Below are 26,194 nucleotides of genomic sequence, written 5' to 3' on the forward strand. Positions count from 1 at the left end.
ATAACCGTTTGCTGTCAACGTTGTTAACACATAACGGAATAGCTTATTTTACCACCGCAATGACCCGGGCCTGGAAGGGGAAATAATCTCAAATTATGAGCAGTGTAAATATCGTGAAGAGAAATGAGAAATAATGAAGAGAATATGCAGGAAGGGATATACCAATGCGTTAGTTGGGGATGAAAAATTAATATTTCTACTAACTTGTTGTTCTGATAGATATAAAAAAAGGCGCCGCGTGGCGCCTTGATAATTATAGTCGATTATTCTGCGTGGCGGGTAAAGCGACGCCTTACGACCACAAAGAACACCGGCACGAAGAAGATGGCCAGCAGCGTTGCAGTAAGCATACCGCCCATCACACCGGTACCGACAGCGTTTTGCGCGCCGCTACCAGCTCCATGGCTAATCACTAATGGCATGACCCCGAGAATAAAGGCTAATGAAGTCATTAATATAGGGCGTAGACGCATACGAGATGCTTCCAGGGTCGCCTCAATAATGCCTTTGCCTTCTTTATCCATAAGATCTTTAGCGAACTCGACAATAAGAATAGCGTTCTTCGCAGATAAACCAATAGTCGTTAACAGGCCGACCTGGAAATAAACGTCATTATTCAACCCTCTAAGCGAAGCTGCTAATAAAGCGCCAATAACCCCTAATGGCACAACCAGCATAACTGAGAATGGAATAGACCAGCTTTCATAGAGTGCTGCCAGACAGAGGAAGACGACTATCAGCGAAATAGCATATAGCGCTGGCGCCTGGTTACCTGATAAACGTTCCTGATAAGACAAGCCCGTCCAGTCATAACCGATACCCGCAGGCAGTTTACTGGCCAGTTGCTCCATCAAGGCCATGGCTTCCCCGGTACTCTTACCCGGAGCCGCTTCGCCGAGGATTTCCATCGAAGGCAGGCCGTTGTAACGTTCGAGGCGCGGAGAACCATATACCCAACGTGAAGTAACAAATGCCGAGAACGGCACCATTTCACCGTTAGAGCTGCGGACATACATGTTATTGATATCACCAGGCAGCATACGGAAACTGGCATCGGCCTGAACGTAGACTTTCTTCACGCGGCCGCGGTCAATAAAGTCGTTCACATAATAGCCGCCCAGCGCCGCTGATATCGTTTCGTTAATGTCGGATAACGAGACGCCAAGCGCCTGCGCTTTCTCTTGATCGACGTCGAGTTTAAACTGCGGTGTATCTTCAAGGCCATTAGGGCGAACGCGTACCAGCTGTTCAGGATGCTGTTTTACCATCCCCAGAAGCTGGTTTCGTGCCTGAGTTAGCTGTGTGTGTCCTAAGCCACCCTGGTCAATCAGCTCGAAGTCGAAACCGGTCGCGGTACCTAACTCGATGATGGCCGGCATGTTGAACGGGAAGACCATTGCATCTTTAATCTGGCTAAATGCGGCGGTCGCACGCTTGATAATGGCTTCAACGCCGTTTTCCGAACCGCTGCGCTCTTCCCATGGTTTCAGACTGACAAACGCCATACCGGAGTTTTGTCCTTGTCCGCTGAAGCTAAAGCCGTTAACGGTGAACACGCTCTCAACATTAGCTTTCTCTTTCTGTAGATAGTAGTCGCTGACGGAGTCGAGCACCTTTTGCGTACGCTCTTGCGTAGCGCCAGCAGGTAACTGAACCATGGTCAGGAACACACCCTGGTCTTCATCAGGCAGGAAGGATGTAGGCAGGCGGACAAACAGTACTGCCATGCCGATAACGATCAGCAGGTAGATGACCAGGTAGCGCCCGGTACCTCGTAAGATCCCGCTTACGCTATTGGTGTAATGGTTAACGCTTTGGTCAAACCTGGCGTTAAACCAGCCGAAGAACCCCTTCTTGCCATGATGGTCGACGGATGACGGTTTTAACATGGTCGCGCACAGCGCCGGAGTCAACACCAACGCGACCAGCACAGAGAGCGCCATTGCGGAAACGATAGTAATTGAGAACTGGCGGTAAATCGCCCCGGTAGAGCCGCCAAAGAAGGCCATCGGGACGAATACCGCCGAGAGCACCATGGCGATACCAACCAGCGCCCCCTGAATCTGCTCCATTGATTTCTCTGTGGCTTCAACGGGGGAAAGCTTGTCCTCGACCATGACGCGCTCGACGTTCTCTACCACCACGATGGCATCATCGACCAGTAGCCCAATCGCCAGCACCATGCCGAACATCGTTAGCGTATTGATGGAGTAGCCGAACATCGCCAGTACCGCAAAGGTACCCAACAAAACCACCGGCACGGCAATCGTCGGGATAAGCGTCGCACGGATGTTCTGCAGGAACAGATACATCACGAGGAAGACGAGGATAATGGCTTCAAACAGCGTTTTCACCACTTCATGAATGGAGATTTTAACGAACGGCGTGGTGTCGTAGGGATAAACAACTTTCATCCCTTGCGGGAAGAAGGGCTGCAGCTCGGCAAGTTTCGCCTTAATCGCCGTAGCGGTATCCAGCGCATTGGCGCCGGTCGCCAGTTTAATCCCCAATCCAGAGGCGGGTTTACCGTTAATGCGGGCGACAACGTTATAGTTCTCGCCGCCTAATTCAATGCGCGCGACATCCTTCAGGCGAACGACGGAACCATCGGCGTTAACCCGCAGCGTGACTTTACCGAATTCCTCCGGATCTTTCAGGCGAGTTTGAGCAATGATCGAGGCGTTAAGCTGCTGACCTTTAACAGATGGTGTTCCGCCAAGTTGCCCGGCGGCAATCTGATCGTTTTGCACCTTCAGTTGGTTGATAACATCGACCGGCGTGAGGTTATATTTATTCAGCAGGTTGCCGTCAAGCCAGATACGCATGGCATATTGCGCGCCGAACAATTGCACATCGCCAACGCCGTTAAGGCGGCTAATAGGGTCTTTAATGTTAGAGGCAACGTAGTCGGAAATATCATCCTGGGTAGTGTTTGGATTATCAGAGATAAAACCGGCAACCAGCAGGAAGCTGCTGCTGGATTTCTCAACGCTAATACCTTGCTGCTGTACTTCCTGTGGCAGCAGCGGCGTCGCCAGCTGCAGTTTGTTCTGTACCTGAACCTGAGCGATATCCGGATCGGTGCCGGATTTGAAAGTGAGCGTTATGGTCACACTACCGGATGAGTCGCTGGTAGATGACATGTACATCAGATTATCGATACCATTCATGTTCTGTTCGATAACCTGGGTGACGGTGTCCTGCACGGTTTGCGCATCCGCGCCAGGATAGGTAGCAGAAATCGCCACCGCAGGCGGCGCGATCGTGGGATATTGCGCAATAGGGAGCTGCATGATGGCCAGGCCACCGGCAATCATCATGATGATTGCCAGCACCCATGCAAACACCGGTCGATGGATGAAGAACTTAGACATAGCGATTCATACCTTATTGTGCAGCTGGGGCAGCGGTATCTTCCGTCGCCTTCACGGTGACGCCAGGGCGAACCTTTTGTAATCCACTAACGATGACTTTGTCGCCGTTTTGCAGACCGCTGGTGATCAACCATTTATCGCCTATCGCCTGCGCGGCGGTGACCTCACGGTTTTCCACCTGGTTCTGCGCATTGACGATCATCACCGTGGCATCGCCGCGCGGCGTGCGGGTAACCCCCTGCTGTGGTACCAGAATCGCTTGCGGATTGATGCCTTCATCGATACGGGCGCGAACAAACATGCCCGGCAGGAGAGTGTGTTGCGGGTTAGGGAATACCGCGCGAAGCGTGATGGACCCGGTACTCTCATCTACGGTGACATCGGAGAATTGCAGCGATCCTTTCAAGGAGTAGGGCTGGCCATTTTCCATAATCAACTGCACGCTTTTGCTGTCATCGCCACGCTGCAGGCTTTCCTGCTTCAGACGCATAAAATCGTTGCTGGATTCGGTCACGTCGACATAGATCGGATCGAGTTGCTGCACCGTCGCCATAGCGTCAGCCTGGCCGTTGGTCACCAGTGCGCCTTCAGTTACGCTGGATTTACCAATGCGACCGTCAATCGGCGAGGTCACTTTGGTGTACGCCAGGTTGATACGGGCGCTTTCGACCGCGGCTTTAGCCGCCACGACGTCGGCATCGGCCTGATGTGCGGTGGCGACGGCCTGATCGTATTCTTGCTGGCTGATGTATTTCGTTCCAAGCAGAGGAACATAGCGTTTTACCGTCAGATGGGCGATAGCCGCTGCGGCTTCGGCTTTCGCCTCGTCGCCTTTGGCGCTGTTCCACGCGGCCTGATAAGTGGCGGGGTCGATTTGATAGAGCGATTCACCGGCCTTGATATCGCTGCCCTCGACAAAATTGCGTTTCAGGATAATGCCGCTGACCTGGGGGCGAACTTCAGCGACGCGAAAAGCCGAAGTCCGCCCCGGTAATTCGGTAGTAACGGAGAGCGGTTCGCTGCGCACCACATGTACGCTAACCTGAGGCGCTTGCGGCTGCGCCTGTTGATCGCCTGAATTATCACAACCGGTAAGCAACAAGGTGGAGATAATTAGGCTGGCTAAAAGAGAAACTCTGGCATGACTCGTCATTGCTGTTCCTTATAGATTACGGGCCGGATAGGGCGGCGAATCTGCGAAGAAATAATGAATATTAAAGCGGTTCGTTATCCTACAAATAATCACCGATGGATGTAAGAAATAGTTATTTTTGGACAATGAACAAGGCACGCAAAAACAAAAAACAGGCGATTGATTTAGCTCCTCTTCCTTTAATATTTTTTTTGTGAATATGTTCTTTGTTTATATTTGTCTCATGTATAAGATATCTCTGTTATTAAATGTTTGTATCTGCATTTTTGCTAAATAATAATATTTAAGGAATGTTAAGTTGGTAGGTATGTCAGTAAGATTTGTATTCACCGTTCGGCAGCTAGTGGGAAAGGTTATGGCCAGAAAAACCAAAGAGGACGCATTAAGAACGCGTCAGCTCCTGATTGAGTCCGCGATCCAGCAGTTCGCACAGCGCGGCGTTACCAATACCACGCTGACTGATATCGCCGACGCCGCTGGCGTCACGCGTGGAGCGGTGTACTGGCATTTTTCCAGCAAGGCGGAGTTGTTTAATGAAATGTGGCAGCAGCAGCCGCCGCTTAGGGAGTTATTGCCCCATCAGCAGTGGGAACTGGATAACCAAAATCCGTTAATGGGGTTACGTAAAAAATTTATTACCGGGTTGCAATATATTGCCGAAACACCCCGACAGCAGGCGCTGTTACAGATTCTTTATCACAAATGCGAATTCGCCAGCGATATGCTGCCGGAAACGGAAATCCGCAAGCGAATTGGCTTTAATTACGCGATAGTCCGTGACGTACTACAACGTTGTGTCAGAAACAGGTTATTACCGGCGGAAACAAATATCGAAATCACGTTAATTATATTACATGGCGCTTTTACAGGAATTATTAAGAACTGGTTAATGGACCCTGAAAAATTCAATCTCTATGAGCAGGCGCCCGTGCTGGTAGACAATATTATGTCGGCGTTATCGCTGCAGCAACCTGGCCATAGCGGGTGGCCGATGGCTGCCGTGGGGCAGTAGTCCAGTATCAAAAATCAGGCCATAAAAAAAGGCGCTTCCCCATGCCGAAGAGCGCCTTTTTAATTCAGCAATTTACTGATTAATATCAGTTCATGCCGTATTTTTTCAGTTTCTTACGCAGAGTACCGCGGTTGATACCCATCATCAGGGCAGCGCGGGTCTGGTTACCACGGGTGTATTGCATCACCATGTCCAACAGTGGCTGTTCAACTTCAGCCAATACCAGCTCATACAGATCATTAACATCCTGACCATTCAGTTGAGCAAAATAGTTCTTCAGTGCCTGTTTAACCGAGTCACGCAGGGGCTTTTGAGTTACCTGATCCTGAGAGTTAACGGTAGAAACGGTCAGTACGTCAGAATTTACGCGTTGTTCGAACATAGTTCTGTCAGCTCTTTATTTCTATTACGCAAAATTTTCGAAGTATGCCTCCAACGCCTCCAGCTGTTCGCTGGCATCCTCAATGGCGTTGAATGTGCGCCGAAACTGGTCATTTGGAGCATGCTCCTGGAGATACCAGGAGACGTGTTTACGCGCGATTCGGTACCCTTTTGCCTGACCGTAAAAGTCATGCAGTTCCCGAACGTGCGCGCAAAGCAAGCGCTTAACCTCTGCCAACGGCAGGGGGGGCAGCAACTCCCCAGTGTCCAGATAATGCTGGATTTCCCGAAAGATCCAGGGTCTTCCCTGAGCCGCACGGCCTATCATGAGGGCGTCAGCCCCCGTGTAGTCGAGCACGGCTCTGGCTTTAAGCGGGTCAGTAATGTCGCCATTCGCGATAATCGGAATGGAAACTTTCTGCTTAACTGCCCGAATACTGTCGTATTCAGCTTCTCCGTTAAACAAGCAGGCGCGAGTGCGTCCGTGAATAGTCAGAGCCTGAATGCCACATTCTTCAGCCAGTTGGGCAATCTCTACACAGTTACGGTGTTCCGGTTCCCAACCGGTGCGAATCTTGAGAGTCACCGGAACGTCCACTGCCTTGACGACCGCGGTCAGGATTGACTTCACCTGATCGGGATACTGCAAGAGGGCTGAACCAGCGAGCTTACGATTCACCTTTTTAGCCGGGCACCCCATATTGATATCAATAATCTGGGCGCCGCTTTCCACGTTAATACGGGCGGCCGCGGCCATCTCTTCCGGTACGCTACCGGCGATTTGCACGGTACGAATACCGGGCTCATCAATGTGCACCATCCGTAACCGGGACTTGTCGCTCTCCCATACCTGCGGGTTGGAGGACATCATCTCGGAGACGGTTAAACCTGCTCCCATCTCGTAACACAGCGTCCTGAATGGTCTGTCAGTGATGCCAGCCATAGGTGCTGCGATCAGGCGATTTCTGAGCTGGTGGTGTCCGATGCGCATGAGTTAAGAAATGACCATACTGTGACTGCAAGGCGGCGTATATTACGCATTTTTTGCGCGAGATGAAAGGCCAAACTTTGACCAATCCTCTGTTACAGATCAATGAATCCAGGAGTAACGTAATAGTCATGAATAAATTATCATATTAATCATTGCGTTATTAGCAATGGGATAATTTGTGTCCAATTATAAAATCGCAAAACTTCTCGATTTTTCTGAGACGAAGGCGATACGAGACGGGATAAAACGCTGTTTTTGTAGCCAAAAAAGGGCATCGTAATGCGATCCGGCTCTCATTTCCTGGCAATATTCGGCGGTTACTGGAAACAAAAATGCGGCCCGTAGGCCGCAGTCTTACTTAGTTTTTCTGTCCGGTAATTCGGCACCACTCCTCTTTCTCCACCACCGGGTCGAGGGTGAAGAGCGGGGCGTAGGCTTCGCAGACGCTTTCTGCCTGGCTTGCCAGGATTCCGGAAAGGCCCAGCAGGCCGCCTGTAACCGGCAGGACGCTGATTAAAGGGGCCAGCTCACGCAACGGGCCTGCCAGGATGTTTGCGACCACCACATCGGCTTTCATGGCTTCTGGCTGATCCTGCGGCAAATACAGTTCAAGGCGTTCGGAGACGCCGTTACGCTGGGCGTTATCACGGCTGGCCTGAATGGCCTGCGGATCGATATCAATACCGATAGCTTTGGCGGCGCCCAGCTTCAGCGCGGCGATCGCCAGGATGCCGGAACCGCAGCCAAAATCGATAACCGTTTTGCCCTGAAGGTCAAGGCCATCGAGCCACTGCAGACACATCGCGGTCGTTGGGTGAGTACCGGTACCAAAGGCTAGACCTGGATCAAGCATCACGTTGACTGCATTCTCATCAGGAACATCGCGCCAGCTCGGGCAAATCCACAGGCGTTCGCCGAAACGCATCGGGTGGAAGTTATCCATCCACTCGCGTTCCCAGTCTTTATCTTCCAGCTGTTCAATTTTATGCGCGAAGCCTGCGCCGAGCAGCGGATGCTGCTCAAGGATAGCAACCGCTTCGTTCATGTCGCTTTCCGCGTCGAACAGGCCAATAACGTCGGTATCGCCCCACAAACGGGTTTCACCCGGCAGCGGCTCAAACACCGGCGTGTCGTGGGTGTCCTGGAAGGTAATCGAGACCGCGCCGGCCTCCATCAGCGCGTCGCTCAGTTCTTCCGCGTGAGCGCCGGTCGTATTCAGTTTTAGTTGGATCCAAGGCATGGCAAAACTCTTTATTTATCAGTAGTCATAATAGGGGCTGGCGGTACGGGCTGACCGAAACGGTTCCCGACGACAAAAGCCAACAAACTTAGCAGCAGCGAGGGCACGATAGGGTGGAAGCCCAGGTACTGAATATTAAACGTCGCGAGCACGGCATACAGTACGCCGCCCACTAACATCGCGCTGAGCGCGCCAGCAGCATTTGCCCGCTCCCAGTAGAGACCCAGCACCAGCGGCCATAAGAACACCGCTTCCAGGCCGCCAAAGGCCAGCAGATTAAGCCAGATAATCATTTCCGGCGGCCGCCAGGCGGCCAGCATCATAAGTATGCCGAGCACTAAGGTGGCGATCGTTGAGATCCGCTTCAGCTTCTGCTCATTACGCTTTTTCGTAGGCTGAGCGCTGAGCCACAGATCTTTAATGATCGTAGCCGATGCCTGCAGTAAATGGGCGTTAACGTTAGACATAATCGCGGCCATCGGCGCCGCTAAAAATAGCCCCGCGGCCCACGGCGGCAGCACCTGGACCATCAACGTCGGGATCACCTGATCGGGGACGGTGAGGCCCGGCAGGACGGCGCGGCCAAGCGCGCCGGCGAGATGCATACCGAACATCAGAATCGCCACCACGATGGTGCCAATAACGATCCCGCGGTGCACGGCCTTGCTGTCTTTATAGGAGATACAGCGCACGGCGGTATGCGGCAAGCCGATGACGCCGAAACAGACCAGTACCCAGAACGAGGTCATAAAGGTTGGCGTGAGGATATCATCGGCGCCGTGAGGCGACACCAGCTGCGGGTCGATCCGCTGGAGCGTATCTACCGCCTGATGCAGACCGCCAGCGGCATGCACTACGCCAACCAGCAGGACGATCGTCCCGATCAACATCACCATTCCCTGCATGGTATCGTTGAGTACGCTGGCGCGGAAGCCGCCGAACGCGGTATAGAGCGCGATCGTGATGCCAAATATCAGTAGTCCGGTTTCGTATTTGATACCGGCGGCGGTTTCCAGCAGGCGCGCGCCGCCAATAAACTGCACCGCGATGGCCCCGACAAAGGCCACCAACAGGCTGACGCTGGCAATCCATACCACCGCGCGGCTTTGGTAGCGCGCCTGCAGCATATCGTTAAGGGTAATGGCGTTGTAGCGGCGCGCCAGGATCGCGAACTTCTTGCCGAGGATCCCGAGAGAGAGCCAGATCGTCGGTACCTGGATCATCGCCAGCAGTACCCAGCCCAGTCCATATTTGTAGGCGGCGCCGGGACCGCCGATAAACGAGCTGGCGCTAATATAGGTGGCGGTGAGGGTCATCGCTAATACAAAACCGCCCATCGATCGGCTGCCAAGAAAATACTCGCTAAGGAAGTTCCCGGTACTGCGTTTACGCATCGCGTAAAGAGACAGCCCGAAGACCACAAACAGATAAGCGATCAGCACCACGATAATCTCAAGCTGCATCGTTATCCTCCAGAGAGATATCGCGGAAGATAAAGCGCACCATCGCCCAGCACAGCAGAACGAACAGCAGCGGCACCAGCAGGCAGGCCAGTTCGAACCAGTGTGGCAGCCCGGTAAAGCCAATACCGACGCCCGGTAGATAGGCCGCAGCCAGCCAGGCGGCAAGATAGAGAAGGGTCAGCCACAGCGCCCAGCGCGCTTCTTTATGGGCCTGAACAAATCTTTTGTCCATTTTTTGTCCCTTGAGGATGAAGAAAGCGGGGATTGTACCGCATGGAAAAGTCGAGGGGAGAGAAAAAGAAAAAAGGCCGGATTATCCGGCCTTTTGCAGCGAGTACAGGATTATTTTTCCTGCAGTCCGAGTTTTTTCTCCAGATAGTGGATATTGGTGCCACCATGCTGGAAGTTCTCGTCGCTCATAATGCGCATCTGCAGCTCAACGTTGGTTTTGATGCCATCGATGATCAGTTCCTGCAGCGCGTTCTTCATGCGGGCAATCGCCACATCACGGCTTTCGCCGTAGCAGATCAGTTTGCCGATCATTGAGTCATAGTACGGCGGTACGGTGTAACCGGCGTAGATATGAGACTCCCAGCGCACGCCAAAACCGCCCGGCGCGTGGAAGCGGGTAATTTTACCCGGGCTCGGCAGGAAGGTGTTCGGGTCTTCGGCGTTGATACGGCATTCCACCGCATGGCCGCGAACCTGGACTTCTTCTTGCTTGATAGACAGCGGTTGACCCGCCGCGATGCGCAGCTGTTCTTTGATCAGGTCGACGCCGGTGATCATTTCGGTAACCGGGTGTTCTACCTGAATACGGGTGTTCATCTCAATGAAGTAGAACTCGCCGTTTTCGAACAGGAATTCAAAGGTACCCGCTCCGCGATAGCCGATATCCACACAGGCTTTCGCGCAACGTTCGCCGATGTAGCGACGCAGTTCCGGGGTAATGCCCGGCGCCGGCGCTTCTTCGACGACTTTCTGGTGACGACGCTGCATGGAGCAGTCGCGTTCTGCCAGATAGATAGCGTTGCCCTGGCCGTCCGCCAGCACCTGGATCTCGATGTGACGAGGATTTTCCAGGTATTTCTCCATGTAGACCATGTCGTTGTTGAAAGCCGCTTTCGCTTCCGCTTTGGTCATGGAGATGGATTGCGCCAGTTCAGCGTCGCTGCGCACGACGCGCATACCGCGACCGCCGCCGCCGCCGGAGGCTTTGATGATAACCGGATAGCCGATGCGTTTGGCATGCGCGCGGTTTGCGTCCATGTCGTCGCCCAGCGGGCCATCAGAACCTGGAACGGTCGGAACGCCAGCTTTCTTCATTGCGGTGATGGCAGACACTTTGTCGCCCATCAGGCGGATAGTGTCGGCTTTCGGGCCGATGAAGATGAAACCGGAACGCTCAACCTGCTCGGCAAAGTTAGCGTTTTCGGACAGGAAGCCGTAACCCGGGTGAATCGCTACCGCGCCGGTGATTTCCGCCGCGCTGATGATAGCCGGGATGTTCAGATAGCTTTTTACGGACGGAGCCGGGCCGATGCAGACCGTCTCATCCGCTAATAATACGTGTTTTAAATCGCGATCCGCGGTGGAGTGCACAGCAACGGTCTTGATGCCCAGTTCTTTACAGGCACGCAGGATGCGCAGTGCGATCTCGCCACGGTTAGCGATGACAATTTTATCCAGCATGTTCGCCTCGTTACTCGATGACAACCAGCGGCTCGTCGAATTCTACAGGTTGGCCGCTTTCGATCAGAATGGCTTTAACCACGCCGGCTTTGTCGGCTTCGATCTGGTTCATCATTTTCATCGCTTCTACGATGCACAGGGTGTCGCCCACGTTAACTTTCTGACCGACTTCCACAAAGGCTTTCGCGTCCGGGCTCGGGGTGCGGTAGAAAGTACCGACCATCGGGGAACGTACGATGTGACCACTGATTTCCGCTTTCGCTTCAGCGGCAGGTGCTGCTGCCGGCGCTGCGGCGGCTGGCGCCTGAGGCTGGGCGATTGGCGCAGCATAAGCTTGCTGCATTACCGGATAGCTGGCGGCCGGCGCTGCACGGCTGATGCGTACAGACTCTTCGCCTTCAGAAATTTCCAGTTCGGAGATGCCTGATTCTTCAACCAGCTCGATCAGTTTTTTAATCTTACGAATATCCATGAGTGGGTTCCGTACTCTTTGTTTAGTGTGTTTGTGACAGGCGTTTTACCGCCGTCTGTAAAGCGTATGAATAGCCGTCCGCACCTAATCCGCAGATAACGCCCGAGGCGACATCAGACAGATACGAGTGGTGACGGAACGGCTCGCGCGCATGCACGTTGCTCAGGTGGATCTCGATAAACGGGATACTCACGGCAAGCAGCGCGTCGCGGATGGCCACGCTGGTATGCGTAAACGCGGCCGGATTGATCAGGATATAGTCCACAGAGTCTTTAGCCTGATGAATTCGGTCGATGAGCGCGAACTCCGCATTGGATTGCAGGTGGTCGAGCGTCACGTTTAGCGCTTCCGCTTCTGCGGTTAAACGGTTAACAATTTCTGCCAGCGTTAGCGAACCATACTTCTCGGGTTCACGGCTGCCGAGCATATTAAGGTTTGGTCCGTTCAAAAGCAAAATGCGAAACTTGTCAGCCATTGTGCAGCTATCTCCTGCTAATCTCGGGCAAAAAACAAAATATACCTTCGATGCGCGCTTGTCACCTTTTCAGGGTTCGAAAATCCCTTCAGGAAAACCAAAGTCGCACATTATAACGATTTCGTAGCAATTGGCAGCTAAATACTGGTCTTATCAGGGAAGATTATCAACCGCTATCGTAAAAAGAGTCGCGGTTGATAAACGTTCTGCGGGGAACTGCACATATCCGGAGATTAGCGCCACCACTGGCGAAACTTCTTATAGCGGCTGGCTAAAAGTACCATTGCCAGCCCGGCATAAATCAGCGGCTGCGGCGATAAAATTTTCACCGACCATAGATAATGTATAGGGGCGAGGATCGCGACCAGATAGACGAAGTTGTGCAATGTTTGCCAACGACGGCCTAATTTTCGTTGCATGTACTGGGTTGACGTCGCCGCCAGCGCCAGTAAAACCAGCCAACTGATTAAACCAAGCGTGAGATACGGACGGTTGATTATCTCGGAACCGAGTAACGCCAGATTGTTAATGCCTAGCTCCAGCAGCGTATAGCTGGTGAGATGCAACGTTGCCCAGGCAAAGCACCATAACCCTAATAAACGACGGGTGCGTATCAATAATGGCTGTTTAGCGTAACGCGCCAGCGGCGTAATAAGCAAGGTGGCGAGCAAAAACTTCAGTGCCATCCGTCCGGTAAAATGCTGGATATCCTTCGCCGGATCGGCGCTGAAGTAGCCCTGATGCCCGGCCCAGAACAGCCAGACCAGCGGTAAAAAACCGGCTAAATGCAGCACAACTTTCAGCCAGCCTATCTGTTTAACGCTCAGACGCACTAGAAATTCTCCCGTAAGTTAAGCCCGCGATACAGCGAGGCGACTTCCTCGGCATAGCCATTAAACAGCAGCGTTGGCTGGCGTTTTACGTCGAGTACGCCGCCGGCGCCGATGAACCGCTCGCTGGCCTGCGACCAGCGCGGATGATCGACGTGCGGGTTCACATTGGCATAGAAACCGTATTCATCCGGCGCCGCCAGATTCCAGGTGGTCGGCGGCCGCTCGCGGGTTAACTCAATACTCACGATCGATTTAATCCCTTTAAAGCCGTACTTCCACGGCACGGTCAGGCGGATGGGCGCGCCGTTTTGCGGCGGCAACGCTTTCCCGTAGACGCCAACGGTCATCAGCGTGAGCGGGTGCATCGCTTCATCAAGGCGCAATCCTTCGACATAGGGATAGGCCAGGCCGCCGCCGATGAAGCGATCTTTTTGTCCCGGCATCTGTTCCGGCGCATACAGCGTTTTGAAAGCGACGTAGCGGGCGTTGCTGGTGGGCTCCACCAGCGAGAGCAGTTTATGCAGGGGGAAGCCGACCCACGGTACGACCATCGACCAGGCCTCCACGCAGCGCATACGATAAATTCGTTCTTCCAGCGGGAAGCGACGGGTCAGGTCGTCGTGATCGAGCGTCAGGGGTTTGGCGACTTCGCCGCCGATGGTAAGCGTCCAGGGGTCAGTGCGCAGGCTGCCTGCGTTAGCCGCCGGATCGGCTTTATCGAGGCCGAATTCGTAGAAGTTGTTGTAGCCGGCGACTTTATCTTCCGGGGTGAGGGCGAGCTTACTTTGCCATGCTGCGGGTTTATCAAAGGTGAGGGCCTTTCCGGCGGGCGCCGGCGGGCGGTCATGGCCTTTGAACCAATCGAGCAGGTCGGCATGGGCCTTTGTTGAGAGCGACATCGCCGTCGCGCCGATACCGAGCATTTTCAGCACCTGGCGGCGCTGCAGGTTAAATACCGATTCCGCCGTTACGTCGGCTTCCGTCAGTTTTCTGGTTTTCATGGCGTCCTCCGTCATACTTTTTCCTAAGCATGACGGAGGCGGAGCGCGATCGCGAATATGTCACGAAAAATTGCAGATTAGCCGATTTTGACCAGCGTACGACCCTGGATCTGGTTGTTCATGATTTTATCGGCGAAGGCCGGGGCATCGGCAAGGGAGATTTCAGTCGCGCTTTGCGCGTAAAAAGATTCCGGCAGATCGCGCGTCAACCGGCGCCAGGCTTCGGCGCGGCGCGCAGGCGGGGTCATTACCGAATCGACGCCCTGCAGGCGTACGTTGCGTAGGATGAACGGCATCACGGTGGTCGGCAGCGCGAAACCGCCCGCCAGGCCGCAGGCCGCGACGCAGCCGCCATAGTTCATCTGCGCCAGTACCTTCGCCAGTACTTTATCGCCGACGGTATCGATAGCGCCCGCCCAGATTTGTTTTTCCAGCGGCCGGGTCTCGGTAAACTCATCGCGGCCCAGAATACGCTGCGCGCCGAGGCTTTTCAGAAAGTCATGGGTGCTTTCGCGACCGGAAACCGCCGCCACCTGATAGCCCAGATGATGCAGCAGAGCGACCGCCGTGCTGCCAACGCCGCCGCTGGCGCCTGTTACGACGATCTCGCCATCCTGCGGTCGCACGCCGGCGTCTTCCAGCGCCATCACGCATAGCATGGCGGTAAAGCCTGCGGTACCGATGGTCATCGCTTTGCGTCCGTCGAGACCTTCAGGCATGGCCACCAGCCATTCACCTTTGACGCGGGCGCGCTCGGCCAGGCCGCCCCAATGGTTTTCTCCCACGCCCCAACCGGTGAGCAACACCTGCTGGCCAACGTGAAAACGCGGATCTTCGCTGGCATGGACGGTACCGGCAAAATCGATACCAGGAATCATCGGAAAGTTGCGGATAATTTTTCCTTTGCCGGTAATGGCCAGGGCATCTTTATAATTGAGGCTCGACCAGTGAATATCGACCGTCACATCGCCTGGCGGCAGCAGGTTGGCATCGATGTTTTGCACCGAGGAAAGGGTTTTGCCATCCTGCTGTTCTAAGATTAAAGCCTGCATATGTGGTTCCTCGCGGTTTGAAGATTGGAAAAATTATTCTGCAGACTATACTCGCTAACGGCATTATTACGTGGATGTAACGCAATAAATTGCCAGATACGCCAGCTTTGGTAGTATGCGTCGCTTCAGAAAGTTAGTACTTACTTAAGCAAAAGTCTTAAAAGGAGCCCGAATGCCCTTCGGGTAGTTATTCACACGCGGAGTTAACACAGGGATGCGATTAACGACGAAATTCTCAGCATTTGTTACGCTGCTCACCAGCCTGACGATTTTTGTCACGCTCATCGGCGCGTCGCTGAGCTTTTACAACGGCATTCAGATTAAAGTTGAGAATCGCGTGCAGGCGGTGGCGACGATGCTGGACAGCCGCCTGGTAACCACCTCTTTTGAAAAGCTCGAACCGCAAATGGACGAGCTGCTGACGCCGGTAGAAGTCGAACATATTGATTTTCTGCTCAACGGCAAATCGCTTTACAGCCATACCCGCGGCGACAGTTATCGTCCGCTGGGTAGTAACAACCAGTATCGTGAAATGACGGTACCCTCGCTCAAACATCCCGGAATTTCGATTCGTCTGGTCTACATGGACCCGATGGTCAATTATTTCCGCTCGCTTCACGTCACCGCGCCGCTCTCCTTCGCCATCGGCTTCATGGTGCTGATTATCTTCTTTTCGATTCGCTGGATCCGCCGCCAGCTGGCGGGGCAAGAACTACTGGAGCTGCGCGCGCGGCGCATTCTCAGCGGCGAGCGCGGGCCGCAGGTGCGCGGTTCGGTTCATGAATGGCCGGCCAGTACCAGCAGCGCGCTGGATATGCTGCTCTCGGAACTGCAGTTCGCCAGCGATCAGCGCAGCCGCATGGATACCCTGATTCGATCCTACGCCGCCCAGGATTCCAAAACCGGCCTCAATAACCGCCTGTTCTTTGATAACCAGCTGGCGACGCTGCTGGACGATCAGGAAAAGGTGGGGGCGCACGGTATCGTGATGATGATTCGCCTGCCGGAGTTTGATCTGCTGCGCGACAACTGGGGACGGGCGGCGGCGGAAGAGCATTACTTCACGCTAATTAATTTGCTGTCTACTTTTATTATGCGCTATCCCGGCTCGCTACTGGCGCGCTATCACCGTAGCGATTTCGCCGTCTTATTGCCGCATCGCACTTTAAAAGAGGCTGATAGTATCGCCGGGCAGTTACTCAAGGCGATGGATGCGCTGCCGTCAACACGGGTGCTGGATAAAGACGACACGATGCATATCGGCATCTGCGCGTTTCGCAGCGGCCAGTCCACTTCTCAGGTGATGGAACACGCCGAAGCGGCTACCCGCAACGCCGTGCTACAGGGGAGTAATAGCTGGGCGGTTTACGATGATTCACTGCCGGAGAAAGGGCGCGGCAACGTGCGCTGGCGGACGCTTATCGAGCAGATGCTTAGCCGCGGCGGCCCGCGCTTGTATCAGAAACCGGCGGTCATGCGCGATGGGCGGGTACATCATCGCGAGCTAATGTGTCGCATCTATGACGGTAAAGAAGAGGTGATTGCCGCCGAGTATATGCCAATGGTGCAGCAGTTTGGCTTAGCGGAAGAGTACGATCGCCTACAGATTACGCGTTTGCTGCCGTTATTAAGTTATTGGCCTGATCAAACGCTGGCCCTGCAGGTGACCGTGGAGTCGCTGATTCGCCCGCGTTTCCAGCGTTGGCTGCGCGATACCATGATGCAGTGCGAAAAATCACAACGTCGGCGGATTATTTTTGAACTTGCAGAGGCGGATGTTTGTCAATATATCGGCCGTTTACACCCGGTTATGCGGTTGATAAACGCGCTGGGCATTCGCGTCGCCGTGGTTCAGGCCGGGTTGACGTTGGTTGGCACCAGTTGGATCAAGCAGCTGGACGTGGAAGTGATCAAGCTGCATCAAGGGCTATCGCGCAATATTGAAAAACGCAGCGAGAACCAGTTACTGGTTCAAAGTCTGGTGGAGGCCTGTAAAGGGATGCCGGTACAGGTTTTTGCGACGGGAGTACGCAGTCGCAGCGAGTGGCAGGTGCTGTCGCAATGCGGCGTGACCGGCGGGCAGGGGGAATTTTTTGCCGCCTCACAGCCACTTGACACAAATGTGAAAAAATATTCGCAAAGATACTCTGTTTGATCTGCCGTTTGGCGTGATTTCACGTAGAATAACGCGCGCCATAGTAAAGGGGGTGTGCTTGTCTACCCGCCGGAATGTCGCAACTTACGCAAGACTGACCTTTGACAGGTACAAACAGAGCACGGAGCGCAGCTGATTTATTCAGCGCCGAAGGGACTTCGTAAATGTTTGTAACAAAGGAAATGAACTGCACTAATTTTCACCGTAGCAGATGATTTTTGCGCCTTGTCGCTGCTGCGTGTGGTTGGTAAAGTAAGCGGATTTTGTTTTCCGCCCCAGCTTTCAGGATTATCCCTTAGTATGTTAAAAAAATTTCGTGGCATGTTTTCCAATGACCTGTCCATTGACCTGGGTACCGCGAATACCCTTATTTATGTAAAAGGACAAGGCATCGTATTGAATGAGCCTTCCGTTGTGGCCATTCGTCAGGATCGTGCCGGTTCGCCGAAAAGCGTTGCCGCTGTAGGTCATGAAGCGAAGCAGATGCTGGGCCGTACGCCGGGCAACATCGCGGCGATTCGCCCGATGAAAGACGGCGTTATCGCCGACTTCTTCGTGACTGAAAAGATGCTGCAACACTTTATTAAACAGGTGCATAGCAACAGCTTTATGCGCCCGAGCCCGCGTGTGCTGGTGTGCGTGCCGGTTGGCGCGACCCAGGTTGAGCGTCGTGCTATCCGCGAATCCGCGCAGGGTGCTGGCGCCCGTGAAGTTTTCCTGATCGAAGAGCCGATGGCGGCCGCGATCGGCGCAGGCTTACCGGTTTCTGAAGCGACCGGTTCTATGGTTGTTGATATCGGCGGCGGTACTACCGAAGTCGCGGTTATCTCCCTGAACGGCGTGGTCTACTCTTCTTCCGTACGTATCGGCGGCGACCGTTTCGATGAAGCCGTGATCAATTACGTGCGTCGTAACTACGGTTCCCTGATCGGCGAAGCGACCGCTGAGCGTATCAAACACGAAATCGGTTCCGCTTACCCGGGTGATGAAGTACGCGAAATCGAAGTTCGCGGCCGTAACCTTGCTGAAGGCGTTCCACGCGGCTTCACCCTCAATTCCAACGAAATCCTCGAAGCGCTGCAGGAGCCGCTGACCGGCATCGTCAGCGCCGTTATGGTCGCGCTGGAACAGTGCCCGCCGGAGCTGGCATCCGATATCTCCGAGCGCGGTATGGTCCTGACCGGCGGCGGCGCGCTGCTGCGCAACCTTGACCGTCTGTTAATGGAAGAGACAGGGATCCCTGTCGTAGTTGCAGAAGATCCACTGACCTGCGTCGCTCGTGGCGGCGGTAAGGCGCTGGAAATGATCGATATGCACGGCGGCGACTTGTTCAGCGAAGAGTAGTCAGCCTGAAGGTCTGGGGCAGCTTAATGGCTGCCTCTGGTCTTTACTGACACGAGAATACGCATAGCCTATGAAGCCAATTTTTAGCCGTGGCCCGTCGCTACAGATTCGCCTTATTCTGGCGGTTTTGGTGGCGCTTGGCGTCATTATCGCCGACAGCCGCCTGGGTACGTTCAGCCAGATCCGAACGTACATGGATACAGCCGTCAGTCCTTTCTACTTTATCTCAAATGGTCCCCGGGAACTGCTCGACAGCGTATCGCAATCGCTGGCGACCCGCGATCAGCTCGAACTGGAAAACCGCGCGCTGCGTCAGGAACTGCTGTTGAAAAACAGCGATCTGCTGATGCTGGGTCAATACAAACAAGAAAACGCCCGTCTACGTGAGCTGTTAGGCTCGCCGCTGCGTCAGGACGAGCAGAAGATGGTAACTCAGGTTATCTCGACGGTTAACGACCCCTACAGCGATCAGGTCGTTATCGACAAGGGCAGCGTTAACGGCGTTTATGAAGGCCAGCCGGTTATCAGTGACAAGGGCGTTGTCGGTCAGGTGGTGGCGGTAGCGAAAATGACCAGCCGCGTGCTGCTGATTTGCGATGCGACCCATGCCTTGCCGATTCAGGTACTGCGTAACGATATCCGCGTGATTGCCGCCGGCAACGGCTGCACTGATGATTTACAGCTTGAACATCTGCCGGCGAATACCGATATTCGCGTCGGCGATGTGCTGGTGACTTCCGGGCTCGGCGGACGCTTCCCGGAAGGGTATCCGGTTGGGGTGGTCTCCTCGGTACGTCTGGATACTCAGCGTGCTTACACGGTAATCCAGGCTCGTCCGACTGCCGGGCTGCAGCGTTTACGCTATCTGCTGCTGCTGTGGGGCGCCGATCGTAACGGCGCCAACCCAATGACCCCGGAAGAGGTTCACCGCGTTGCCAATGAACGCCTGATGCAAATGATGCCGCAGGTGCTGCCTGCGCCTGATGCGATGGGGCCGCAGATGCCGGCGCCGGCGACGGGCCTGACGCCGCCGCCGTCCGCGCAACCTCTGCCAGCAGGGGGGCAATAGTGGCAAGTTATCGTAGCCAGGGACGCTGGGTTATCTGGCTCTCGTTTCTTATTGCGCTATTGCTGCAGATTATGCCCTGGCCGCAGGACATCACCGTCTTCCGGCCAAACTGGGTGTTGTTGATTCTGCTTTACTGGATCCTGGCGCTGCCGCATCGGGTTAACGTCGGTACCGGCTTTGTGATGGGGGCGATTCTCGACCTCATCAGCGGTTCAACGCTTGGCGTACGCGCGCTGTCGTTAAGTATCGTTGCCTATCTGGTCGCTTTAAAATATCAGCTGTTCCGTAATCTGGCGCTCTGGCAACAGGCGCTGGTGGTCATGCTGTTGTCTCTTGCCGTTGATATCATTGTTTTCTGGGCAGAGTTTTTAGTGATCAACGTCTCTTTCCGTCCGGAAGTGTTCTGGAGTAGTGTAGTAAACGGTGTGCTCTGGCCGTGGCTATTCCTGCTAATGCGTAAAGTGCGTCAGCAATTTGCGGTTCAATAAAGGTTGATATGACAACTCTGTATCTGGCTTCTGGTTCCCCGCGTCGGCAGGAACTGTTAACTCAGCTTGGCCTCTCTTTCGAACGCCTGGTTCCGGGTATTGAGGAACGGCGCGGCCCGCAGGAGAGCGCTGCGCATTATGTTGCGCGTCTGGCGCGTGAAAAAGCGCTGGCTGGCGTGGCTATGGCGCCGCGAGATCTGCCGGTGTTGGGGGCGGATACGATTGTCATTCTTAACGGCGAAGTGCTGGAAAAGCCGCGCGATGCCGGGCACGCCGCAGAAATGCTTCGCATGCTTTCCGGAAAAACCCATCAGGTGATGACCGCGGTGGCGTTGGCGGATAAGCAGCAAACGCTGGATTGTCTGGTGGTGACGGAAGTGACCTTCCGTCTGCTCTCCGAGCAGGATATCGCTACCTACGTAGCCAGCGGCGAACCTTTAGATAAAGCAGGCGCATACGGTATTCAAGGGTTGGGTGGTTGTTTTGTCAGGAAGATAAATGGCAGCTATCACGCCGTAGTCGGCTTACCGCTGGTGGAAACGTATGAGTTGCTGAGTAACTTTAACTCACTGCGTGAAGAAAAGGGATAAAGATGACGGCTGAATTATTAGTTAACGTAACGCCATCCGAGACGCGCGTCGCGTATATCGATGGCGGGATCCTGCAGGAAATTCATATTGAGAGAGAAGCGCGGCGCGGAATCGTAGGCAATATCTACAAAGGTCGTGTCAGTCGTGTGTTGCCTGGAATGCAGGCGGCTTTTGTAGATATTGGCCTGGATAAGGCCGCCTTCCTGCATGCATCCGATATCATGCCGCACACCGAGTGCGTGGCGGGTGAAGAGCAGAAGCAGTTTACCGTTCGCGATATTTCCGAACTGGTGCGTCAGGGCCAGGACCTGATGGTACAGGTGGTGAAAGATCCGCTGGGCACCAAAGGCGCGCGTCTGACCACCGACATCACCATACCTTCCCGCTATTTAGTGTTTATGCCCGGCGCTTCGCACGTCGGCGTATCGCAGCGTATTGAAAGCGAGGCCGAGCGTGAACGCCTGAAAAGCGTGGTCACCGAATATTGCGACGAGCAGGGTGGGTTTATTATCCGCACCGCGGCGGAAGGCGTGCATGAGCAAGAGATGGCGGCGGATGCGGCCTACCTTAAGCGCGTCTGGACCAAAGTCATGGAGCGCAAAAAGCGCAACCAGACCCGTTATCAGATGTACGGCGAGCTGGCGCTGGCCCAGCGCGTGCTGCGCGATTTCGCCGATGCTCAGCTTGACCGCATTCGCGTGGATTCGCGCCTGACCTACGAGGCGCTGCTGGAGTTCACCGCGGAATACATCCCGGAAATGACCAGCAAGCTGGAACATTACAGCGGCCGCCAGCCTATTTTCGATCTCTTTGACGTTGAGAACGAAATCCAGCGCGCGCTGGAGCGTAAAGTCGAGCTGAAATCAGGCGGCTATCTGATCATCGATCAGACCGAAGCGATGACCACCATCGATATCAACACCGGGGCGTTCGTTGGCCACCGCAATCTCGACGACACTATCTTCAATACCAATATTGAAGCCACGCAGGCCATCGCGCGCCAGCTGCGTCTGCGTAATCTGGGCGGCATTATCATCATTGATTTTATCGATATGAATAATGAAGATCATCGTCGTCGGGTACTGCACTCGCTGGAGCAGGCGCTGAGTAAAGACCGGGTGAAAACCAGCATTAACGGCTTCTCGCAGCTGGGGCTGGTCGAGATGACCCGTAAACGCACCCGCGAAAGCGTGGAACATGTGCTGTGTAACGAGTGTCCTACCTGTCATGGGCGCGGCACGGTAAAGTCGGTCGAAACGGTCTGTTATGAGATCATGCGCGAGATAGTCCGCGTGCATCATGCGTATGACTCAGACCGCTTCCTGGTCTATGCTTCACCTGCCGTCGCGGAAGCTCTGAAAGGGGAAGAGTCCCACGCGCTGGCGGAAGTCGAAATCTTTGTCGGCAAGCAGGTCAAAGTGCAAATTGAGCCGCTCTATAATCAAGAGCAGTTCGATGTGGTAATGATGTAATCATTCAGCCCGTCGTTCCCGATGGCGTCGGGGGCGGTAAACAGGCGGGCTGAAGGATGAGGCGTAACAGGCTGACAAGGAGAGATGCGTTGAGGCGATGGCCCGGGATATTACTGCTCACCGTGGCAACCGTGGTGGTGATTGTTGCGCTGCTGGTGAGCGGCCTGCGTCTGGCATTGCCGCAGCTAAATAACTGGCGTCCCCAACTGCTGGAGAAAATTACCGCGGTATCCGGGGTGGCGGTCGATGCCTCGCAGATCAACGCCAACTGGGAAAACTTCGGCCCGACGCTGGACGTTCGCGATATTAAAGCCACCTTGAAAGACGGTGGCGAAATGACGATCAAACGGGTTACCCTTGCGCTCGACGTCTGGCAAAGCCTGCTACATATGCGCTGGCAGTTCCGCGACCTGACCTTCTGGCAGCTGCAAATCCACACCAATACCCCCATCCAGACCAACGACGACGGCGCCAGCCTGAAGACCGACCGCATCAGCGATCTGTTCCTGCGTCAGTTTGACCACTTTATTCTCCGCGATAGCCATTTGAGCTTCCTGACGATTTCCGGTCAGCGCGCGGAGCTGGCGATCCCGCAGCTTACCTGGCTTAACGGTAAAAACCGCCACCGCGCCGAGGGGCAACTGAGCCTTTCGAGCCTCACCGGCCAGCACGGCGTCATGCAGGTGCGGATGGATTTACGTGACGAGAACGGCCTGCTCAATAAGGGGCGCCTCTGGTTACAGGCCGACGACATCGACGTTAAACCCTGGCTCGGGCGCTGGATGCAGGACAACATCGCCCTGCAGAGCGCGCGCTTTAGTCTCGAAGGTTGGATGACCATCGATAAAGGCGATGTCGCCAGCGGCGATGTGTGGCTGAAAAAAGGCGGCGCCAGCTGGCAGGGTGACAAGCATCTGCATCAGCTGTCGGTGGATAACCTGACGGCGCATATCACACGCGAAAATCAAAGTTGGGCATTTCATATCCCCGACACGCGGATCTCGATAGACGGTAAAGCCTGGCCGCGCGGCGCGCTGGCGATGGCGTGGATCCCGGCGCAGGAAGTGGGTGGTAATAACAATCAGCGTAGTGATGAGCTGCGCATCCGCGCCAGCAATCTCGAGCTTGGCGGCTTGACCGGTCTGCAGCCGATGGCCGATAAGCTGGCGCCGAGCTTTGGCGAAGTGTGGCGAACTACCCAGCCGAGCGGCAAGATCAACCTGTTGGCATTGGATATCCCGCTGCAGGCAACGGAAAAGACCCGTTTCCAGGCCGACTGGAGCGATCTGGCGTGGAAGCAGTGGAAGCTGCTGCCGGGGGCCGAGCACTTTTCCGGCAGCCTGAGCGGCAGCGTTGAAAACGGCGAACTGCGCGCGCATATGACCCAGGCGAAAATGCCCTATGAAACGGTCTTTCGCGCGCCGCTGGAGATAGCCCAGGGCGATGCGACTCTGAGCTGGGAGAAGAACAGCAAGGGCTTTATGCTGGATGGCCGCGATATCGACGTACAGGCTACCGGCGTTCGCGCGCGCGGCGGCTTCCGCTATCTGCAGCCGGAAGGCGATGAGCCGTGGTTAGGCATCCTGGCGGGTATCAGTACCAACGATGGCGGCCAGGCGTGGCGATATTTCCCGGAAAACCTGATGGGCAAAGCGCTGGTGGATTACCTGAGCGGCGCAATTAAGGGTGGCCAGGCCAGCAATGCCACCCTGGTTTACGGCGGCAACCCGCATCTGTTCCCCTATGAGCATAACGAAGGCCAATTCCAGGTCTCGGTACCGCTGAAGAACGCGACCTTCGCCTTCCAGCCGGACTGGCCGGCGCTGACCGGCCTGGATATCAACCTTAACTTCGTTAATAACGGCCTGTGGATGAAGGCGGATAAAGCGATGCTGGGCAACGTCACCGCCAGCAACCTTGACGCGGTGATCCCCGACTATTCCCATGAAAAACTGTTTATTGATGCCGATGTTAACGGACCGGGCAAAGAGGTCGGCCCTTATTTCAAACAGACCCCGCTGAAGGATTCGCTCGGCTCGGCGCTGGATGAACTGCAGCTGGATGGTAATGTGAGCGCTCGCTTACATCTTGCTATCCCGCTCGATGGCGAGATGACCACCGCCAAAGGCGATGTGCGGCTGAAAAATAACGATCTGTTTATCAAGCCGATTGACGCGACGCTGAAGAACCTCAATGGTCAGTTCAGCTTTGAGAACGGAGATTTAAAAAGCGGGCCGCTAAGCGCGACCTGGTTTAATCAACCGCTGAACCTCAATTTCACCACTACTGAAGGGGCGAAAGCCTTCCTCGTTGACGTCGGCATGAACGCTAACTGGCAGCCGACGCGTACCGGCCTGCTGCCGAAAGCGGTCAATGATGAACTCAGCGGCAGCGTCCCCTGGGATGGCAAAGTGGCCATTGAGTTACCGTATCACGGTAGCGCGAGCTACAAAGTCGATATCAACGGCGATCTGAAAAATGTGAGTAGTCACTTACCTGCGCCGGTGAATAAATCGGCGGGCGAACCGTTGCCGGTGAAAATCAACGTGACCGGTGGCTTAAACAGCTTCGATCTGACCGGCAACATCGGCAGCAAGAACCACGTCAATAGCCGCTGGTTACTGAATAATAAGCTGACGCTCGACCGGGCGATTCTGACCTCCGACAGCAAAGCGATTCCTTCGCTGCCTGAAGCATCAGGCGTCGAGCTGAACATGCCGGCGATGGATGGCGCGCAATGGCTGGCGTTGTTCCAGCGGGGGGCCGTCAACGAAGTGAGCAGTAATATGGCTTTCCCTGAGCGCGTGACGCTTCGTACACCGTCGCTGGCGTTCGCCGGGCAAAACTGGAATAACGTCAGTCTGGTCTCCCAGCCTGACGGTAGCGGCTCGAAGGTGGAGGCGCAGGGGCGCGAAATCAACGCTACGTTGACGATGCATAAGAACGCGCCCTGGCTGGCGGCTATTCGCTATCTCTATTACAACCCTTCCAGCGATAACAACGGCACGGCGAAAAAAGAGAGCGGCCCGCTGGCTGATACCCGTCTGGATTTCCGCGGCTGGCCTGATTTACAGCTGCGCTGTAAAGAGTGCTGGCTGTGGGGGCAAAAATATGGGCGAATCGACGGTGACTTCGATATCAAGGGCGATACGCTCACCCTCAGTAATGGCCTGGTGGATACCGGCTTTGGCCGGCTCACTACCGATGGCGTCTGGGTGAATGCGCCCGGCGGCGTGCGTACCTCGCTGAAAGGCAAGCTGCACGGTAATAAAACGGATGACTTCGTGAACTTCTTTGGCGTTTCGACGCCGGTAAAAGGCTCGTCGTTTGATGTCGATTACGATCTGCACTGGCGCGCGCCGCCATGGCAGCCTGATGTCGCTTCGCTGAACGGGATCCTCAAAAGCCGCCTCGGCAAAGGCGAGTTTACTGACCTGAGCACCGGTCATGCCGGTCAGCTGTTACGGCTATTGAGCGTTGACGCGCTGCTGCGTAAGCTACGCTTCGATTTCAGCGACACCTTCCAGGAAGGCTTCTGGTTTGATTCGATTCGCAGTACGGCATGGATTAAAGACGGCGTATTGAATACGGATGATACGCTGGTGGATGGCCTTGAAGCCGACATCGCGATGAAAGGTTCGGTCGATCTGGTGCGCCGTCGTTTAGATTTACAAGCGGTGGTGGCGCCGGAAATATCGGCGACCGTGGGCGTAGCGGCGGCATTCGCCGTCAACCCGATCGTCGGCGCGGCGGTTTTTGCCGCCAGCAAGGTGCTTGGGCCGCTGTGGAACAAAGTGTCGATTCTGCGCTATCGCATTACGGGTCCAATCGATCAGCCGGAAATCAACGAAGTGCTGCGCCAGGCGCGCAGCAACAAAAAGCAATGATTTGACGAGTACGGGGAATTATCGCACTCTCAATAGAGGGCATTTTCTCC

At 54.9% G+C, this 26,194-nt stretch carries 21 protein-coding genes; 8 read left to right on the top strand and 13 right to left on the bottom strand.

From position 1 onward, the window contains the following. Positions 1 to 263 precede the first annotated feature (263 nt). Both ABLV66_RS02330 and ABLV66_RS02335 read right to left on the bottom strand, forming a co-directional pair. Entirely contained in the window at positions 264 to 3,374 is a 3,111-nt protein-coding gene (locus ABLV66_RS02330; RefSeq protein ID WP_348877031.1) for an efflux RND transporter permease subunit, read from the bottom strand. A 13-nt stretch (positions 3,375 to 3,387) separates the two neighbouring features. Beyond that, complete coding sequence (locus tag ABLV66_RS02335; protein WP_047047118.1) at positions 3,388 to 4,527, bottom strand: efflux RND transporter periplasmic adaptor subunit; 1,140 nt, start codon at positions 4,525 to 4,527, stop codon at positions 3,388 to 3,390. 355 nt (positions 4,528 to 4,882) lie between these two features. On the opposite strand from ABLV66_RS02335, the gene envR reads away from it, so the two are divergent. Further along, entirely contained in the window at positions 4,883 to 5,539 is a 657-nt protein-coding gene (gene envR / locus ABLV66_RS02340; protein WP_047047122.1) for an acrEF/envCD operon transcriptional regulator, read from the top strand. Between the two features lie 85 nt (positions 5,540 to 5,624). On the opposite strand, the gene fis is transcribed toward envR, so the two are convergent. The 11 genes from fis to acuI all read right to left on the bottom strand — a co-directional run bounded on the left by fis (position 5,625) and on the right by acuI (position 15,139). Beyond that, the gene (gene fis, locus ABLV66_RS02345) at positions 5,625 to 5,921 is read right to left on the bottom strand and encodes a DNA-binding transcriptional regulator Fis (protein ID WP_000462905.1); all 297 of its coding nucleotides are present in this window, start codon (positions 5,919 to 5,921) and stop codon (positions 5,625 to 5,627) included. A gap of 24 nt (positions 5,922 to 5,945) precedes the next feature. Then, the gene (gene dusB, locus ABLV66_RS02350; RefSeq protein ID WP_015369451.1) at positions 5,946 to 6,911 is read right to left on the bottom strand and encodes a tRNA dihydrouridine synthase DusB; all 966 of its coding nucleotides are present in this window, start codon (positions 6,909 to 6,911) and stop codon (positions 5,946 to 5,948) included. A gap of 358 nt (positions 6,912 to 7,269) precedes the next feature. Further along, positions 7,270 to 8,151: a 50S ribosomal protein L11 methyltransferase gene (gene prmA / locus ABLV66_RS02355; RefSeq protein ID WP_015703628.1), complete on the bottom strand. Its 882-nt coding sequence runs from the start codon at positions 8,149 to 8,151 to the stop codon at positions 7,270 to 7,272. A gap of 11 nt (positions 8,152 to 8,162) precedes the next feature. Beyond that, positions 8,163 to 9,614, bottom strand: a complete 1,452-nt coding sequence (gene panF, locus ABLV66_RS02360; protein ID WP_045397242.1) for a sodium/pantothenate symporter — start codon at positions 9,612 to 9,614, stop codon at positions 8,163 to 8,165. Then, complete coding sequence (locus tag ABLV66_RS02365; RefSeq protein WP_015369454.1) at positions 9,604 to 9,846, bottom strand: DUF997 family protein; 243 nt, start codon at positions 9,844 to 9,846, stop codon at positions 9,604 to 9,606. The genes panF and ABLV66_RS02365 overlap by 11 nt, the downstream gene beginning before the upstream one ends. A gap of 110 nt (positions 9,847 to 9,956) precedes the next feature. After that, positions 9,957 to 11,306 carry an acetyl-CoA carboxylase biotin carboxylase subunit gene (gene accC, locus ABLV66_RS02370; RefSeq protein WP_015369455.1) on the bottom strand — a complete coding sequence of 450 codons (1,350 nt, stop codon included), beginning with the start codon at positions 11,304 to 11,306 and terminating at the stop codon, positions 9,957 to 9,959. A gap of 10 nt (positions 11,307 to 11,316) precedes the next feature. Further along, a complete protein-coding gene (gene accB, locus ABLV66_RS02375; RefSeq protein ID WP_015369456.1) occupies positions 11,317 to 11,778 on the bottom strand; it encodes an acetyl-CoA carboxylase biotin carboxyl carrier protein in 462 nt (153 codons plus the stop codon). A 22-nt stretch (positions 11,779 to 11,800) separates the two neighbouring features. After that, a complete protein-coding gene (gene aroQ, locus ABLV66_RS02380) occupies positions 11,801 to 12,253 on the bottom strand; it encodes a type II 3-dehydroquinate dehydratase (protein WP_015369457.1) in 453 nt (150 codons plus the stop codon). A gap of 233 nt (positions 12,254 to 12,486) precedes the next feature. Continuing rightward, the gene (gene msrQ, locus ABLV66_RS02385; protein ID WP_047047133.1) at positions 12,487 to 13,086 is read right to left on the bottom strand and encodes a protein-methionine-sulfoxide reductase heme-binding subunit MsrQ; all 600 of its coding nucleotides are present in this window, start codon (positions 13,084 to 13,086) and stop codon (positions 12,487 to 12,489) included. Next, positions 13,086 to 14,087, bottom strand: coding sequence for a protein-methionine-sulfoxide reductase catalytic subunit MsrP (gene msrP / locus ABLV66_RS02390; protein ID WP_045397237.1), 1,002 nt, complete (start codon positions 14,085 to 14,087; stop codon positions 13,086 to 13,088). Before msrP ends, msrQ begins: the two co-directional genes overlap by 1 nt. 77 nt (positions 14,088 to 14,164) lie before the next feature. Then, positions 14,165 to 15,139 carry an acrylyl-CoA reductase (NADPH) gene (gene acuI, locus ABLV66_RS02395; RefSeq protein WP_047047136.1) on the bottom strand — a complete coding sequence of 325 codons (975 nt, stop codon included), beginning with the start codon at positions 15,137 to 15,139 and terminating at the stop codon, positions 14,165 to 14,167. A 214-nt stretch (positions 15,140 to 15,353) separates the two neighbouring features. On the opposite strand from acuI, the gene csrD reads away from it, so the two are divergent. The 7 genes from csrD (at position 15,354) to yhdP (ending at position 26,144) form a co-directional block, all read left to right on the top strand. Further along, the gene (gene csrD, locus ABLV66_RS02400; RefSeq protein WP_015369461.1) at positions 15,354 to 17,294 is read left to right on the top strand and encodes an RNase E specificity factor CsrD; all 1,941 of its coding nucleotides are present in this window, start codon (positions 15,354 to 15,356) and stop codon (positions 17,292 to 17,294) included. Between the two features lie 300 nt (positions 17,295 to 17,594). Further along, positions 17,595 to 18,638 (top strand): rod shape-determining protein MreB, encoded by a 1,044-nt coding sequence (mreB, locus tag ABLV66_RS02405; RefSeq protein ID WP_002918653.1) that lies wholly within the window; start codon positions 17,595 to 17,597, stop codon positions 18,636 to 18,638. A gap of 70 nt (positions 18,639 to 18,708) precedes the next feature. Further along, positions 18,709 to 19,707 (top strand): rod shape-determining protein MreC, encoded by a 999-nt coding sequence (gene mreC / locus ABLV66_RS02410; RefSeq protein WP_015369462.1) that lies wholly within the window; start codon positions 18,709 to 18,711, stop codon positions 19,705 to 19,707. Continuing rightward, a complete protein-coding gene (gene mreD / locus ABLV66_RS02415) occupies positions 19,707 to 20,195 on the top strand; it encodes a rod shape-determining protein MreD (protein ID WP_015369463.1) in 489 nt (162 codons plus the stop codon). Before mreC ends, mreD begins: the two co-directional genes overlap by 1 nt. A gap of 8 nt (positions 20,196 to 20,203) precedes the next feature. Further along, positions 20,204 to 20,785, top strand: a complete 582-nt coding sequence (locus ABLV66_RS02420) for a Maf family protein (RefSeq protein WP_015369464.1) — start codon at positions 20,204 to 20,206, stop codon at positions 20,783 to 20,785. 2 nt (positions 20,786 to 20,787) lie between these two features. Next, positions 20,788 to 22,257 (top strand): ribonuclease G, encoded by a 1,470-nt coding sequence (gene rng, locus ABLV66_RS02425; protein WP_015369465.1) that lies wholly within the window; start codon positions 20,788 to 20,790, stop codon positions 22,255 to 22,257. A gap of 89 nt (positions 22,258 to 22,346) precedes the next feature. Beyond that, the gene (gene yhdP, locus ABLV66_RS02430) at positions 22,347 to 26,144 is read left to right on the top strand and encodes an AsmA2 domain-containing protein YhdP (protein WP_047047140.1); all 3,798 of its coding nucleotides are present in this window, start codon (positions 22,347 to 22,349) and stop codon (positions 26,142 to 26,144) included. Positions 26,145 to 26,194 lie beyond the last annotated feature (50 nt).

It is taken from the genome of Klebsiella sp. CN_Kp073, from assembly GCF_040065495.2.
GTDB classification, from domain to species: Bacteria; Pseudomonadota; Gammaproteobacteria; order Enterobacterales; family Enterobacteriaceae; genus Klebsiella; species Klebsiella aerogenes.